The sequence below is a fragment of the Telluria sp. ZB2R32 genome (genome assembly GCF_059685715.1).
The window spans coordinates 156137-172021 of the sequence record NZ_JCASIG010000004.1 but is presented as its reverse complement, the minus strand read 5'-3'; the positions used below and the strand labels follow the sequence as shown (position 1 = coordinate 172021).

Genomic DNA, 15885 nt, shown 5'->3' with positions numbered 1-15885 from the left:
CGAGTCCACGCGTTCAACCGGCGGCCATGAAAAAAGCCGGCCGACGTATGCCGGCCGGCTTTCATTCAACCGCGCGCGCTTACGAGCCGGTGCACTGCGGCAGCGAGCGGCGCGTGTTCAGCAGCGTGGCGCTGTCTCCCTCGGATGGCGTGTTGTTGGTGAACTTGCAGCCGTACTTCGGATCGGCCACCACCGCCGGGCTCAAGACGTCGTCGCCTTCCGGCTTCACGCCTTGCTGTTCCCATTTCACCATCGCCTCGAAAGCGGCGACCTGCTCGGCGATCGTGAAATCGCAGTGGCTGATGCCGCGGATCGCGCGCTGCACCAGCAGGTTCGCGGTCCCGAGCGCGTCGGCGCGGCGTTTATAGATCTGCTCCATTTTAAATGGCACGTACATATCGCCCAGGGTGTGGATCGTCACCACCGGCACCTTGATCTGGGCGTTCGTCTTCGGAATCCAGCGCAGGCCGTCGCGGCGCAGGCGGTTCGCCTCCGCTGAACCCTGAACGCGGTAGATCGATGCGTTATACGCCTGCTCCGCGGCGCTCAGGGCCGGATCGCCGTCGAGCTGGTAGACGATGTCGCGGGTCGACACCAGGTCTTCGTTGAGGATGCCGTTGACCTTGCCGTCGCGCCCGAAGGTGCCCCAGACGGTCGCTTGCAACGGGCTGGCGTAGGCGTAGTCGAACAGCGGACGCGGGCCGCCGGTCAGGTTCTGGACGATCTGCTTCAGACGCATGGCTTCCGTGGTCGGCGCGGTGACGCTCGGGAAGGTAGTGAACATTTTCGCCTGCACCTGCGGGCCAATGGTCGCCCAGTTCGCCACCGGCCAGCTGGTCGCCGGCATGCCGGCTTCCTGCATCGCGGCCGTCTGGTAGGCGGCGAAATAATCGAACAGTTCGGTGTCGCCCAGCACGCCGCACATCGGCACGGCGCCGTTGTAGCGGATACGGTTGACGGCGGTGGCGATGTTTTCCTCGTCCACGGCGGCGGCCGAGATATGCCCCCCCATCGACACGCCGGTGATATAGGTTTTGAATGGCGCGGCCAGGGTGCGGCCGTTCTGGGCCGCGATGCCGACAAAGGCGAGCGCCAGCGCATTGGTGTCTTCCACGCCGGCGCGCACGTCATAGTAATTCTTGCTGTAGCTCGACGCCGCCCAGGCATAGCCCTGGCTCAGCAGGTGGCGCCGGATCGCCGGCGGAGATACCGACAGGTTCGGGCCTTCGCCCGCATAGCCGTGCGCATACATCACCAGCATGCCGTTCCAGTTCCTCGGCACCTCGATCTGGTAACTGGCATTGTTGAGGACGCCCGCCCAGCGGTCGGTCTCGGGGCTGCCTGCGAGGGCGGCGAAGGTGGTTGCCGTCTGCACCACCGAGAAGGTGCGTGCATCCTGGGCGCGGGTCGATTCGGGTACGACCGCGACGGGGACCGGTGTTACGGTCGCCTGCGGTGCGCGCGCCGGCGTGTCGTCGCTGCCGCCGCAGGCGGACAGGGCGAGCGTCGCCAGCAGCGGTGGAAGGAAGCGGCATGATGCAAAAATGCTGAGCTGCTTGTTCATCGATTTGTCTCCATAAATATTGTTTTGCACAGCGAAACCAGGGTCCGCGTGGTGGTTTTCATTCTAGAGTTAAATACGGAACAATGTAAGCGAAGCATGATTGCGTGACCGGACTGCAACGCTTGCATGGCATGGCGTAAAAAAAAACCGGAGGCAAAGCTCCGGTTTTTGCTGTCGTTACGCGCGCATCAATCGCACATCAATCGCGCATCAGCTCCGCAATCATTTTCACGGGTGCATTGCCATAGCTGAGGAACTGGTCATGGAACTGCTTCTGATTAAAACGGTCGCCCAGCGCCTGGCGGCGCTGCTCGCGCAATTCCATGATCTCGGCATAGCCGCTGAAATAACTGGTCAGCTGCACCGACGACAGCTGCACGCGGCGCCATTTTTCGACGGCTTCCTGGCGCGTCTGGAAGGCCTGGCGCGTCAACAGGTCGAGCGCCTCCTCGCGCCCCATGCCGTTCACGTGCACCGAGTAGTCGAGGATGGTGTTGGTGACGCTGCGCAGATTCCACTTCGAGTACATCAGCCACATCTCGGGCGCATTGCCGCCATAGCCCGATTCGAGCATCATGCGCTCGCCGTAGACGGCCCAGCCTTCGACCATCGCGCCATTCCCGAACAGCGATTTGACCAGCGACGGCGAGCGGTTGGCGTGCACCAGTTGCGCGTAGTGGCCAGGGATCGCTTCGTGGATGTTCAGAATTTGCAGGATCCATTCGTTGTACTCGCGCAGGCTGCTCTCGGCCTGCTCGTTCGATAAGCCATCCAGCGGCGTCACGTTGTAATAGGTCTTGTCCTTCGGCCGGTAAGGGCCGGGCGCGTCGATGCTGGCGCCGGCCACACCGCGCTGGTACAGCGGCGTTTCGCGCACTTCCAGCGGTTTATCGGGGTCGAGCGTTAATAAATCGTTCTTGATCACCCAGTCCTGCAACTGGGGGATCTGGCGACGGATCTCGGGGAAGAAGTTTTCGCGCGCGACGTGGCGGTTTGATAGACGGTCGATCAGCAGGCCGATCTTCTGGAAGCGGTCGTTCGGCTTGCGGGTATCGGCCATGTAGCGCGGCCACAGTTCGTCGGCGATCGCGTTCATGCGCGTGAGCAGTTCTTCGCGCGCGGCCAGCGCCTTGCGGTAGGTTTGCTCGGCGCTGCTGGCCGACTGGATCTCGAGCGCGAACTTCTGTTCGTACAGGGCTTTGCCGAGCCGGAACGGACGCGCCTTGCCGCTCGCCGCCTGCGTCTTTTCCAGGTTGGTGAGGAAGTCGACATAGCCAAGCACCGCGCTGCCGGCTTCGGCGATGCGCTGGGCGAACAACGCCTTTTCGCGCGCGTTCAGGATCGAGCCTTGTGCGGCCAGGCCGAGGTCGGCCAGCACCACCAGCGTGCCCGGCGCCTGCGAGATGGCCAGCTGCGTGTGCTCGCGCGTCGGATTCATGATCGACGCCTGCGCCGCCTGGTAATAGGCTGGCACGTTGTCGAGGCGTTTCAGGATCGTGCGCAGGCGCTGCGGCTTTGCGGCGTAGTCGGTATTCAGGATCAGGTCGAGCGGCTGCGCGATGTTGTACTGCGCCGGGTTCCATTCGAACTCGCGCAGCGTCGTCAAACGCCAGCGGTCGTTCTCGAGCTTGTTGATCAGGAGCGCCAGGTCGGTGCGCTGGCGCGGCGACAGCTGGCGCGAATCGATCTTGCGGAATTTGTCGAGCCACTCGTCGGCAAAGGCGAGCTTTTTGGCGCGCGTCGCGGCGTCCGGGATCGTCAGGTTGGCGGCGGCGTCGAACTTGCCGACCGCGATACCCCCTTCCGGATCGACGCGCCACAGGGCGGTCAGGTACTGCATGCTGAGGCTATCGGCGCGGCGATCGAGGCGCTTTTCGTTCGACGGCGCAGCCTGGGCCGGCGCCGCTGCGACCGCGGCGCCGGTAGCGACGACAGCGGCAGCAGCCTTGCCCTTGACCGGTTTGCCCTTGGACGCCTTGCCCTTTGCGGCAGGAGCGGCGGCGCGTTTCGCCGATGCTTTGGACTTGACGACCTTGGCCGCCTTCGGCTTCGAGCTGCCCGTTTGCTTGGCGCTGGCGGGCGCCAGCGCGAGGCTGGCGATCATGGCTGCCAGCGCGAGTTTCGTTTTGATCATGTGTTCGGCCCGTAAAGATGGAGATGTCGGGTGAGCCCGCGACTGCTTTTTTAGAGAACAGCAGCCGCGGCAGCGCGCCAGATTAGCATTTTTTCGGCGCGCCCTGCCTCTCCCGGTTTGTAACAAATGTAGAGTAGCGCCTGGTGCTTCAGCCACTCAGTCAGCCACTGAGCCCCTGCTGCAGCATGGCCAGCATCTCGTTCGGCGCCATGCGCGCCGACAGGTCGCCACCTTCGAGCAGGCTGTCGGCCAGGTCGCGCTTGTGGCGGTGCAGGTCGACGATGCCCTCTTCGATGGTATGTCTCGCCACCAGCCGGTAGATCGTCACCGGCCGCTGCTGCCCCATGCGGTGGGCGCGGTCCGAGGCCTGGTCTTCCACCGCCGGATTCCACCACGGGTCCATGTGGATCACATAGTCGGCAGCGGTGAGGTTGATGCCGACCCCGCCCGCCTTCAGGCTGATCAGGAACAGATCTCCCTCTCCGGCCTGGAAGGCATCCACGCGCTTTTTCCGTTCCTGCATCGGCGTCGAACCGTCGAGGTACTGGTAGCGGATGCCGCGCGCATCGAGGTGCTTGCGGATCAGGGACAGATGGTCGACGAACTGGCTGAACACCAGCACCTTGTGGCGGTTCTCGAGCAAGCCATCGAGCAGATGCGCAAAGGTGGCCAGCTTGCTGCTCGGGATACCGAGGCCGGGCGCCACCAGCGCCGGATTGCAGCAGGCGCGGCGCAAGCGCATCATCTCGGCCAGGATCGCGATCGACTTCTGGCTTTGCGGCGCTTCCAGCGAGGCCAGTTTATCGAGCGCTTCACGGCGCAGCGATTCGTACAGCGCTGTCTCCTCCGCGCTGAGTTCGACCGGCAGCACGATCTCGGTACGCGGCGGCAGTTCGGTCAGCACCTGGCTTTTCGTCCTGCGCAAGATGAACGGCTGCGTCAGGCGTTTCAAACGTGCGCGCGCCGCGCTTTCGGCACGTTTGTCCTGGGCTTTTTCGATCGGGCCGGCAAAGCGCAACTGGAACTGGTCGGCCGTGCCGAGCAAGCCCGGATTGATGAAGCGGAACAGGTTCCACAACTCTCCCAAGTGGTTTTCCAGCGGCGTGCCGGTGGCCACCATTTTGAAGTCGCCCTGCAGCGCCATCACCGCCTGCGAGCGGCGCGTGGCCGCGTTCTTGAACGATTGCGCCTCGTCCATCACGATCGTATGCCAGCGCTTCCTGGCGAACAGCGGCGCTTCCAGCTGCAGCAAGCCATAGCTGGCGACGATCACGTCAAAGGCGCCCGCGTCCTCGATCATCGGCGCGCGCTCGCCCGGCCCGAACAGTTTGATCTTTAACGTCGGCGCGAAGCGTGCGGCTTCGGCGATCCAGTTGGTGCAGACCGAGGTCGGCGCCACCACCAGTGTCGGGCCGTTCGGCGCCCGCAGCAGCATCAGCGCCAGCGCCTGCAGGGTCTTACCGAGGCCCATGTCGTCGGCCAGGCAGGCGCCGACTCCCCAGTGCGCCAGGCGCGCCAGCCAGTCGAAACCCTCTCTCTGATAATCGCGCAGTTCGGCCTGCAAGGTCGACGGCAGCTGCGGCGTGTAGGCCGCGGTGTCCGCCATCTTCTTGATGTGCGCGCGCCAGGCTTTGTCGGCCTCGACGCCGCCGGCGCCCAGCGCCAGTTCTTCCAGCGCGAAGCTGGCCAGCGGATGCACGCGCAAGACTTCGCCGTCGGCATCGGTGAACGCGGCGACGTCGAGCAGGCGCCGGTGCAGTTCGTTGGTCAATGCCAGGAACTGGTTGTCGCCCAGCGCCACGAAACGTCCCTCGCTGCTGCGCACCTTGTCGAGCAGGGCCCGTAAATCCATCACGCGGCCTTCGTCGATGGCGACGTCGCCATTCGCCGCGAACCAGTCTTTATCGCGCTTGATGCTGACGCGTACGGATTCGGAAGCCACCTTTTTACTCACACGGAACGGCTCGCCCTCGGGCCAGGCGATCACCACCTGTGCCGGATCGCATTCCTGCAGTTCGCTCACCAGTTCCAGGCATTGGATCGGCTGGCCGAGCAGCCATTCGCCGTGCTCTTCCTCGGCCCCTTCCAGCGCGCGACAGGCGCCGACCAGCTGGCGCTCGGCTTCGCGTTCGGCATTCAGGTCGCGCTTCGCTTCGGTGCGGATGCCATTGAAATCGGCGATCACGCGCTCGGCGCCGCTGCCGGGCGCGTAATAGGCGCCGCTATTCGGCAGCGGGCGCACCAGGATGCGCATGCGCAAGCCGTGCTGGTATGGCAGCAGATGCACGTGCAAGCGCGCATCGGCGGCGATACGCTCGATGTCGGCGGCGCTGGCGCCGATGTCCGACTGCACCGTGACGATCGACGAGATCGCGCCGATCGCCTGCAGCACGCGCACCTCGGCCTCCAATGGCACCACCAGCGCTTCGCCGACAATCGCGCCGATGCGGCGGTGCTCGTCGCGCACGCGCACCACGCGCAGGCGGGTCGGCGTTTCGCGCGCGACGACCACGTCGCCGCTGGCTTCATTCACCGGCGGGCGCAGCGACATCGTCACGTGCTCGCGCGCCGCTTTCACCAGCAGTTCCGGTTCGCCCGGCAGCAGCTCGACCCGGGTGCCGGGCGCATCGAACCAGAACAGCAGCGGGTGCCCGATCAGGGCTGCCAGCGTCTTGCCGATGTCGAATTCGTAGCGCAGGCCGCTGCCGTAGTACTGGCGCGAGGCGCCGATGTTCGACACTGCCAGCACATCCTGGGCCGTCAGGAAGTCGAGCGTGGCCGCGTCTTCGGTCAGGCGCTTCAGCCCCATCGGGCGGCCGCGGCTCCAGGCGCCTTGCGCGTCGCGTTTCTGTTCGCGCGGTTCCAGTTCCTGCACGCCCAGGTGCTCGTCGTAGCGGATCAGCCAGACCAGGCGCGACTCCTTGACGACCTCGACGTTCACCGCCGGCTGCAGGTTGATGAGGGCGTTCAGCTGGCGCTCCCACGGCTGCTCGCGCTCGAACCAGTGGGTCATGTCGGTGAAGCGATGCTGCTGGCGCAGGGCGATGGCGCGCTGTTCGTGGTGTACGGCCCCGAGCTGGCCGAGGATGGCGGCCAGCTGGCTGCTGATGAAATCGAAACCGGCGGCTTCCGACTGCGCCAGCGCTTCTTCCAGGCGCGCGCGCTGGCTTGACAACTGCGGCATGCCGAGCCACCAGTGCAGCAGCGCGCGGAACATGACCGGTTGCAGCGCTGTTTCCCAATTCCGTGAGGGCAGGACTTCGGCGTCGACCGTGCCGCCGCGGATCTGGCGCAGCATGCTCAGTTGTTGATATACCGCCGTGTCGTGGCTTTGCACGGCGCGCGTGGCGCTGTCGAGATAACTGTCGACCGCTTTTTGATGTTTGGCGTCGCCACGGCGCAGCAGCGCCGCCACGTACAGGTGGCCACCGATGCCGGCGAAGACCTGTTTGCGCCGGCCCGTTTCGCGCCGCAGCTGTTTCAAGGCCGCGTCGAAGCCGGCCAGCGCCTCGTCGATGTGGTCGCGCAGGAGCAGCAGCACGCTGCGGTAGAACAGCGCGGCGGAATCGTCCAGGTCTTGCAGCAGCGTGGCGGCATCATCGAGGCGGCCGCACAGGATCAGGTGCTCGGCCAGGGCGACCCGCAATTCCATCGATGCGTGGCCCTGCGCCACGTAGGCTTCGGTATAGGCGCGGATCGCCGGCGCCATCGCAGGCTCGCGCTGGGCGTGGTTGATCAACACCGCCAGCACCTCGTCGCGCAGCGCCGGATTGATGCGATCGATCAGGTCCGGCTCGAACGGGCGCGCGCAGATGTCGACCAGCGGATGCAGGTAGGCCGCTTCATGGCAGCGCAGGCAGGCGCCCAACAGCGGCGCGACCGATTTCGGGCCGTCGCCGCCGATCAATGCCATGCGCAGCAGCGCCACCCCCTGGCGATAGCTGCGCAGCACCGGGACCCCCTGCCAGTCACGCCGCAGCGGATTGAACACGTCGTAGATCTCGCGCATTTCATTGAAACGCCCGCTACGCAACAGGAAGTCGATCGCGGGCCAGGCGATCTCGGGTTTGACGACGGTGCCGCGCCCGGTGACCATGCTGGTCAGGCCGCCCTCGGCGAGTATGGCCAGGCAATCGGCAAGGTGCTGGTCCGAATCGACCACGCTGAGCGCGTCGAGCTGCTCGCCCAGGCGCGTGCGGCCAAGCGGCTCGCCGGCGAGGGCCAGCACGGCGAGGATGGTCTTCGGGACCGCCGAGCACTGCTCGAACCGATATAGCAGGGACGCGTCGCTCATGCAGTCACTCATGTAGCCACTCATGCAGCTAAATTCTCGATCTCCAGGCGCGGAAGCTCTGCGGGCAGGGCGATGCCGAACACGCGCAAGTAGAACGCCAGTTCCGCTTCCAGCGTGCGCACCACGCTCTCGGCCTTCCGGAAGCCGTGACCCTCGCCCTCGAGCGTCAGGTAAGCCACCGGCACGCCGCGCGCGCGCAGGGCGTCGACCATCGTCTCCGACTGCTGCGGCGGCACCACCTTGTCGTCCAGCCCCTGGAAGAAGATCATCGGCCGCGTCAAGGCATCGGTATGGTGGATCGGCGAGCGTTCGCGGTAGACGGCTTGCGCCTGCGCCTTGGGCGCGATCAGGTATTCGTTGTAGTGCGATTCGAACTTGTGCGAGTCGGCGTCGAGCCCGGCCAGGTCCGATACGCCGTAATAGCTGGCGCCGGCTTTAAAAACGTCGTGGAAGGTGAGGGCGTTCAGCGTGGTCAGGCCGCCGGCGCTGCTGCCGCGGATCAGCAGGCGTTCGGGGTCGACCACGCCTTGTTCGGCCAGGTGGCGCGCGCCGGCCACGCAATCCTCGACGTCGATGACGCCCCACTGGCCTTTCAGCAGGTCGCGGTAGATGCGCCCGAAGCCCGAGCTGCCGCCATAGTTCACGTCGAGCACGGCGAAGCCACGGCTGGTCCAGAATTGCGTCGCCAGTTTTAATGTACTGGTCGCCATGCTGGTCGGGCCGCCATGGCCGATGACGATCAGCGGCGGCAATTCGCCGGCCGGGAGTTCGAAGCCGCCATTCGCCGGCGCATAGTAGAACGCATAGGCGCTGCGGCCCCCCATGCTCGGGTAGCGGATGCTGTGCGGGACCGACAGATATGCCGACTCCGGCAAGTCGGCGATCGATTGCACCAGCACGCTACGTTGGCCGCTCTCCGGGTCGATCAGGGCCAGTTCCAGCGCGATCGTCGGCGAGCCGGCCAGCACCAGCACCGCATCGGGAGAGACGCGCAATTCCTTGATTTCCTGGTAGGGCGTGTCGATCGGTTCGAGGTTGCAGCCGCGTGTGGCCAGGCGCCCCAGGCGGCTGATGCCGTCCTCGATATAGGTGCAGACGATTTCGTCGTCCGAGCGGAAACCGTACATCGAGCCGCCGAAGTTCCACTGCGGCCCGCCGAACTCGGCTTCGCGCGGGCACAGCGGATGCACGACCCCGCCTTCGAAGCGATACAGGTTCCACCAGCCGCTGCGGTCCGAGACGAAATGCAGCAAGCCGCCGGGCGACCATTCGGGCTGGCAGATCGACTCGTCCAGGCCGCCGGCGACCAGGCGCCCGTCGACCAGCGACCCGTCGGCGGCGATGTCGGCCACCCACAGTTCGGTACCCTGCCACGGCATGCGCGGATGGTCCCAGCACAGCCAGGCCAGCTGGCGGCCATCGGGAGACAGGCGCGGCGCCGCATAGAAATCGTTGCCGTCGACCAGGATGGTCTCGACGCCATCGAAGCCGACCGCACAGATGGTATTGACCGGATAGGCTTCGCCGGCCAGGTGGTCTTCGCGCACGGCGACCAGGCGGTTGCGTGCGCGGTCGGGCACGAAGTCGGCGTAGCGCACGGCTTCCTCGCGCGTGACGACGACCGGTTCGGCGCCGTCCTCGACCATGTACAAATGATTGTCGGCGAAGTGCGAGAACCAGACCGTGGCGCCATCGACGGCATAGGCGCCGCCGCCGTATTCGTGCACGCGGGTGCGCACGTTGAATGGCGCGGGTGTCACCTCGGTCGTGGCGCCGGCGCGCAGGCGCTGCAGCGTGGTGCGGCCCGCTTCGCTGGCGCGGCCCGCCAGCCACAGCACGTCGCGCCCGTCGAGCGCGATCTGCGACAGCGGCACGGCACCGGCCGCGACGACAGCGGCGCTGATCGGGGAAGTCCAGGTGCCGCTGGGGGCGGCCTGCTTGCGGGTCGGCTCGGTCATGGTGGTTAATCTAGCGTATGAAAGTGGAACTGCATTATAAGAGCCGGCGCCGGTGGGCGCTGTTCGTGCCCTGTCGCAGAGGGCGGCAATGGATGCGATAATAGCCGTCCTCCGACGTCCACCATTGTCAGCCATGCCACAATTTGCCCCGCTCAAGAACGACACCTTCCTGCGCGCGCTGCTGCGCCAGCCGACCGAGTACACGCCCGTGTGGCTGATGCGGCAGGCGGGGCGCTACCTGCCGGAATACCGCGCCACGCGCGCGCGCGCCGGCTCGTTCCTGGGCCTGGCAAAGAATCCGGATTACGCGACCGAGGTAACGCTGCAGCCGCTCGACCGCTATCCGCTGGACGCCTCGATCCTGTTCTCGGACATCCTGACCGTCCCCGATGCGATGGGCCTGGGCCTGTATTTCGCCGAAGGAGAGGGGCCGAAATTCGAGCGTCCGCTGCGCAGCGAGGCCGATGTGCTGGCCCTGAACGTACCGGATATGGAATCGCTCGACTATGTCTTCAAGGCCGTCACGCAAATTCGCACCGAGATCAATGGCCGGGTGCCGCTGATCGGCTTTTCCGGCAGCCCCTGGACGCTGGCCTGCTACATGGTCGAGGGACAGGGATCGCGCGAATTCCACACCATCAAAAAGATGCTGTACGCGCGCCCCGACCTGATGCACCGGATCCTGGACATCAACGCCACCGCGGTGGCGCGCTACCTGAACGCCCAGATCGACGCCGGCGCCCAAGCGGTGATGATCTTCGACTCCTGGGGCGGTGCGCTGGCCGACGGCGCCTACCAGGAATTCTCGCTGCGCTACATGGAGCGCGTGCTGCAGCAGCTGCAGCGCGAAAAGGATGGCGTACGCATCCCGGCGATCGTGTTCACCAAGGGCGGCGGCATCTGGCTCGACGAAATGGCGAACTGCGGCGCCGATGCGCTCGGCCTCGACTGGACCGTGAACCTGGGCCGCGCGCGCGCGCTGGTGGGCGACCGCGTCGCCCTGCAGGGCAACCTCGATCCCGCCATCCTGTTCGCCGCGCCGGAACAGATCCGCGCGGAGGTGGAACGCTCCTTGACGGCGTATGGTGCGCCGACGGCGGGTTCCGGCCACGTCTTCAACCTGGGGCACGGCATTTCGCAATTCACGCCGCCGGAATCGGTCACGGCGATGGTCGAAGCGGTGCATGACTTCAGCCGCCGGCAACGCCAGGGCATCGCTGCCTGAAGCTGTTCCCGATGCTGCGCTGCGGCAGTTGTGTTTACCCCGTCAAAGGCACCCGCGATGCATAGAATACTACACTTGTTCACATGTTGTGAAAGCATCAGATTCCATCCTGTGGACAGGTGCACTGGTGCCGGGGAAATCATAAGTGGTTGAAATTGCTGGGATTTATCTTTAAATCCAAATGCACATAACCACGCGGAAGCTAGTCTTCCGCCAGAGAAATCGCAGTTTCCCGGTCCTTGTTCACAAAGTTATGCACAGGCCGTCTGGATCAGCCATAAAAACTCCTGCTTTGACAAGTACTTACGTATGGCATCGCAGAGTCTTGTTTAAATGTTCATGTTACTCAAGCATTTACACAAAGAAAAAGGTAGTTATACACAATCGTTGCACTGCAGGAAGCGAGTTGCTGTGGACTACTTCCACATTCGCAAGTCATTGAATATAAATGGTTTATTCGATCTTGATTTTGGCTGATCCGTACATCATTTGACTTAACGTAAACTTCTCCACCGGTCAAGCAGTTCATTCTCCACAAAGTTTTCCACAGGCTTTCTACAGGTTCGACATTGGCGCACTGCATCCTAAGAATTGCAATCGATACCCCCCTCAACAGCCTGTTCGATTACGGCTGGCCGCATGAGGAGGGTACAACGCCCGAAGTCGGCCAGCTGGCGCTGGTCAGCTTTGGACGGCGCGAAGTAATGGGGCTGATCGTCGAGATCGCGCAGGAAACCGAGGTCCCGGCCGATAAACTGAAAAATGCGCTCGCCGTGCGCAGCCAATTGTCTCCCTTGTCGCCGCAATGGCTGGCGCTGGCCGGCTTCGCAGCCGACTATTACCAGCGTCCACTGGGCGAGGTGGCGCTGCCCGGCGTACCGAAAAACCTGCGCGTGCCGAGCACCGTCGCGCTCGACCGCGCCCTGAAAAAAATGGCGAAGCTGCCGCCGCCGGGCGATCCTGCCCCGGTCGGCATGCCGCCCCTGAACGACGAGCAGGGGGAAGCGGCCGACGCCATCGGTGGCGCACAGGGCTTCACGCCGCTGCTGCTGTACGGCGTCACCGGCAGCGGCAAGACCGAGGTGTATCTGCAAGCCTGCGCCCAGGTGCTGGCGCGCGACCCGCAGGCGCAGATCCTGATCCTGGTCCCCGAGATCAACCTGACGCCGCAACTGGAAGGGAATATCCGCGCGCGCTTCCCGGGCCTGATGCTGGCCACCCTGCACAGCAGCCTGTCCGAGGGCGAGCGCATGCTGCACTGGCTCGCCGCCCACCAGGGGCAAGCGCGCATCGTGCTCGGCACGCGCCTGGCCATCCTGGCGTCCTTGCCGCACCTGCAGCTGATCGTCATCGACGAAGAACACGACCCGTCGTACAAACAGCAGGAAGGCTTGCGCTATTCGGCGCGCGACCTGGCCGTCTGGCGCGCGCGCCAGCTGGGCATTCCGATCGTGCTCGGCTCGGCCACGCCTTCGCTGGAAAGCTGGCACCACGCCTTTACCGGCCGCTACCGCAAGCTGGAACTGCGCGAACGCGCCGTGCGCGACGCCGTGCTGCCCACTGTGCGCCTGCTCGACATGGAACGCGACAAGCCGAAGGACGGCCTGACGGGCGGCCTGCTGGCCGCGCTGCGCCAGCGCCTGGAACGCGGCGAGCAGTCGCTGCTGTTTTTGAACCGGCGCGGCTATGCACCGGTGATCACCTGCGAAGCCTGCGGCTGGATCAGCAACTGCACGCGCTGCACCTCGTTCATGGTGCTGCATAAACCCGAGCACCGGCTGCGCTGCCACCACTGCAGCCTGGAGCTGCGCATCCCGCGCCATTGCCCGACCTGCGGCAACGTCGACCTGCAACCGCTCGGACGCGGCACCCAGCGCTTCGAAGAAGGTCTGGCCGCGATGTTCCCCGACGCGCGCATCCTGCGCATCGACGCCGATTCGACCCGTAAAAAGGGCAGCGCCCAGGAAGCCTTCGATACCGTGCACCGCGGCGAAGTCGACATCCTGATCGGCACGCAAATGGTCGCCAAGGGCCACGATTTCAAAAAGCTGACCCTGGTCGGCATCCTCAATCCCGACACCGCCCTGTTTTCGCAGGACTATCGGGCCAGCGAGCGCCTGTTCGCGCAGCTGATGCAGGTGGCCGGCCGCGCCGGCCGCGCCGGCCTGGCCTCCGAGGTGCTGATCCAGACGCGCTACGCCCAGCATCCGCTGTATGCGGCCGTGGTGCGCCACGACTACGACCGCTTCGCCATGAACCTGCTGGAAGAGCGCCACCAGGCCGCGCTGCCGCCCTACATGTACCAGGCGCTGCTGCGCGCCGAGGCGCCGGAGCTGGCCACCGCCATTGCCTTTCTCGAAGAAGCCCGCGATTTGCTGCCGACGGATGCCATCACCATCAACGATCCGATCCCGATGACGATGACCCGCGTGTACAACGTCGACCGCGCCCAGCTGCTGGTGGAATCGCCTTCGCGCCCGGCGCTGCAGGCGTTCTTGAAAGAGTGGTTATCTCTGCTGCGCGCGTTGAAAAGCCGGGTGCGCTGGTCGCTGGAAGTGGACCCGCTCGACATTTAAGGCCGAAACGGCGTATCGTTTCGGAACCATGGAGAGAACAGCATGAAAACATTGAAAGTCGACGTCGCCGTCATCGGCACCGGCACCGCGGGCATGTCGGCCTACCGCGCGGCGCATGCGCAAGGGGCGAGAACCGTCGTGATCGAAGGCGGGTACTACGGCACCACCTGCGCGCGGGTCGGCTGCATGCCGAGCAAACTGCTGATCGCCGCCGCCGACGCGGCGCACATGCTGGACGTGGCGCCCGCCTTCGGCGTGCATCCGGGCGAAAAACGCATCGACGGGCGCGCCGTGATGGAACGCGTGCGCAAGGAACGCGACCGCTTCGTCGGCTTCGTGCTGGAAAGCGTCGAGAGTTTTCCGGAACAGGACCGCATCCGCGGCCATGCCCGTTTTACTGGCCCGCACACGCTGCAAATCGACGACCATACCGAGATCGAAGCGGCGCGCATCGTGATCGCCACCGGCTCGACCCCCGTGATCCTGCCGCAGTTAAAAGGGGCCGGGCCGCGCATCGCCACCAGCGACGACGTGTTTTATTGGGACGATTTACCAGGCTCGGCGGCGGTGATCGGTTCGGGCGTGATCGGGCTGGAACTCGGCCAGGCCTTGACGCGCCTGGGCGTCAAGGTGCGCATCTTCGCGCGCGGCGGCAGCGTCGCCCAGCTCAGCGACCCGGAAGTGCTGCACGCGGCCAGGCGCACGCTGACGGGGGAACTCGACCTGCACTTCCAGACCGAAGTCGTGCGCGGCGAGGAACAGAGCGATGGCATTTTGCTCACCACGCGCGACGCGCTCGGCAAGGAGACCAGTGAATCCTTCGAGGTCGTGCTGCTGGCCACCGGGCGCACGCCGAACGTGCACGGCATGGGCCTGGAGACGACCGGGCTGGCGTTACAAGCAAACGGCGTGCCGGAATTCGACAGCCGCACGATGCAATGCGGATCGAGCCACATTTTCATTGCCGGCGACGCGAATAACGAGTTGCCGCTGCTGGCCGAAGCGGCCGACCACGGCAAGATCGCCGGCGAGAATGCCGGCCGCTATCCGGACGTCCGTCCGGGCTTGCGCCGTACGCCGCTCGGCATCGCGTTTACGGAACCGAACATCGCCACCCTTGGCAAAAGTTATAAAACGCTGTGCGAGGGCGGCCGGCCGAAATTCGCCATCGGCCAGGTGTCGTTCGAGAACCAGGGCCGCAGCCGCGTGATGTTGCAGAACAAGGGGATGCTGCGCGTGTATGCCGAGTACGGTTCGTGCCGCTTCCTCGGCGCCGAGATGATCGGGCCGCGCTGCGAACACATCGCGCACCTGCTGGCCTGGGCGGTGCAGGCACACCTGACGGTGCCGCAAATGCTCGACATGCCGTTCTATCATCCGGTGATCGAAGAGGGCGTGCGCACGGCGCTGCGCGACCTGGCGGCGAACCTGGCGAAGGGGACGAACCATACGGATGCGGCGGATTCGGAGCCGGGGACGTAAGGGACGCCGCCATTGATCAAACGGTGAACCGCGTGGGCGGAGCCCACCCTACAAAACCCGACTCGGCCGCACCGGTGATGTCTTCTATACGTAGGGTGGGCTCCGCCCACGCGGATTCACCCCATGCATTGCCGCGCCGTGTCACCCGGCCCGGCACGCCAATCAATTCAAATAACTCGCATCGAGTTTGCCTTGCCCCGCCATCTGGCGCAGGATACGCACCGTGTCAATGTCGGCTTCCTGGTACGCCGACTTCTTGAATTCGTCATACATCTTGCTGGCCTGGTCGAGCGATTCCGGCTTGCCGTCGTCGTACTGAAAGCGTACGTGCAGCATCGCCTCGGTCGGGGCTTCGATCGTCATGACCAGGGTGGAGGCGCTGATCTCTCCCTGGGCCGGGACTTCGTAGCGCACTTCCTGCAGCGGGCTCAAAAACACCGTGTCTTCCACCACCAGCTCGCCATAGCGCAGGCGGCGTTTGAAGCTGCCGGCTTCGCGCCCGCTGATGTCGCATTCGTCCAGGTGTGGAATGAACAGTTTCGGCGACTCGGCGCGGATCACCAGGCCGCGCCAGACCTGCTCGCGCGTCAGCGTGTCCAATAACGGGTTCATCGGGTCGTTAATTTCAATCAGGTGTTCAAATTTCATCGTG

At 64.9% G+C, this 15885-nt stretch carries 8 protein-coding genes; 3 read left to right on the top strand and 5 right to left on the bottom strand.

Annotated features, from left to right (window positions below; genetic code table 11):
• Nucleotides 1-79: 79 nt before the first annotated feature.
• From AC56LG_RS13165 to AC56LG_RS13150, 4 genes are all read right to left on the bottom strand, one after another.
• Nucleotides 80-1564, bottom strand: coding sequence for an alpha/beta hydrolase (locus AC56LG_RS13165; protein ID WP_497166533.1), 1485 nt, complete (start codon nucleotides 1562-1564; stop codon nucleotides 80-82).
• A gap of 199 nt (nucleotides 1565-1763) precedes the next feature.
• Nucleotides 1764-3698, bottom strand: a complete 1935-nt coding sequence (locus AC56LG_RS13160; RefSeq protein WP_497166532.1) for a DUF885 domain-containing protein — start codon at nucleotides 3696-3698, stop codon at nucleotides 1764-1766.
• A 160-nt stretch (nucleotides 3699-3858) separates the two neighbouring features.
• Nucleotides 3859-7992, bottom strand: a complete 4134-nt coding sequence (locus AC56LG_RS13155; RefSeq protein WP_497166531.1) for a DEAD/DEAH box helicase — start codon at nucleotides 7990-7992, stop codon at nucleotides 3859-3861.
• Between the two features lie 20 nt (nucleotides 7993-8012).
• Nucleotides 8013-9950 (bottom strand): dipeptidyl-peptidase 5, encoded by a 1938-nt coding sequence (locus tag AC56LG_RS13150; protein WP_497166530.1) that lies wholly within the window; start codon nucleotides 9948-9950, stop codon nucleotides 8013-8015.
• Between the two features lie 133 nt (nucleotides 9951-10083).
• Here AC56LG_RS13150 and hemE point away from each other — a divergent pair, with 133 nt between their 5' ends.
• The 3 genes from hemE (at nucleotide 10084) to AC56LG_RS13135 (ending at nucleotide 15233) form a co-directional block, all read left to right on the top strand.
• Nucleotides 10084-11175, top strand: coding sequence for a uroporphyrinogen decarboxylase (gene hemE / locus AC56LG_RS13145; RefSeq protein ID WP_497166529.1), 1092 nt, complete (start codon nucleotides 10084-10086; stop codon nucleotides 11173-11175).
• Between the two features lie 569 nt (nucleotides 11176-11744).
• A complete protein-coding gene (locus AC56LG_RS13140) occupies nucleotides 11745-13751 on the top strand; it encodes a primosomal protein N' (RefSeq protein WP_497166528.1) in 2007 nt (668 codons plus the stop codon).
• Nucleotides 13752-13793: 42 nt separating this feature from the next.
• Nucleotides 13794-15233, top strand: a complete 1440-nt coding sequence (locus tag AC56LG_RS13135; RefSeq protein ID WP_497166527.1) for a dihydrolipoyl dehydrogenase — start codon at nucleotides 13794-13796, stop codon at nucleotides 15231-15233.
• Between the two features lie 162 nt (nucleotides 15234-15395).
• Here the strand turns inward: AC56LG_RS13135 and AC56LG_RS13130 are convergent, their stop codons facing one another.
• Nucleotides 15396-15881 carry an SRPBCC family protein gene (locus tag AC56LG_RS13130; RefSeq protein ID WP_497166526.1) on the bottom strand — a complete coding sequence of 162 codons (486 nt, stop codon included), beginning with the start codon at nucleotides 15879-15881 and terminating at the stop codon, nucleotides 15396-15398.
• Nucleotides 15882-15885: the final 4 nt, after the last annotated feature.

Coding starts and splice junctions, on each gene's coding strand:
- hemE (WP_497166529.1), top strand. CDS start 10,084: ATGCCACAATTTGCCCCGCTCAAGAACGACACCTTCCTGCGCGCGCTG.
- AC56LG_RS13160 (WP_497166532.1), bottom strand. CDS start 3,698: ATGATCAAAACGAAACTCGCGCTGGCAGCCATGATCGCCAGCCTCGCG.
- AC56LG_RS13130 (WP_497166526.1), bottom strand. CDS start 15,881: ATGAAATTTGAACACCTGATTGAAATTAACGACCCGATGAACCCGTTA.
- AC56LG_RS13135 (WP_497166527.1), top strand. CDS start 13,794: ATGAAAACATTGAAAGTCGACGTCGCCGTCATCGGCACCGGCACCGCG.
- AC56LG_RS13155 (WP_497166531.1), bottom strand. CDS start 7,992: ATGAGCGACGCGTCCCTGCTATATCGGTTCGAGCAGTGCTCGGCGGTC.
- AC56LG_RS13150 (WP_497166530.1), bottom strand. CDS start 9,950: ATGACCGAGCCGACCCGCAAGCAGGCCGCCCCCAGCGGCACCTGGACT.
- AC56LG_RS13165 (WP_497166533.1), bottom strand. CDS start 1,564: ATGAACAAGCAGCTCAGCATTTTTGCATCATGCCGCTTCCTTCCACCG.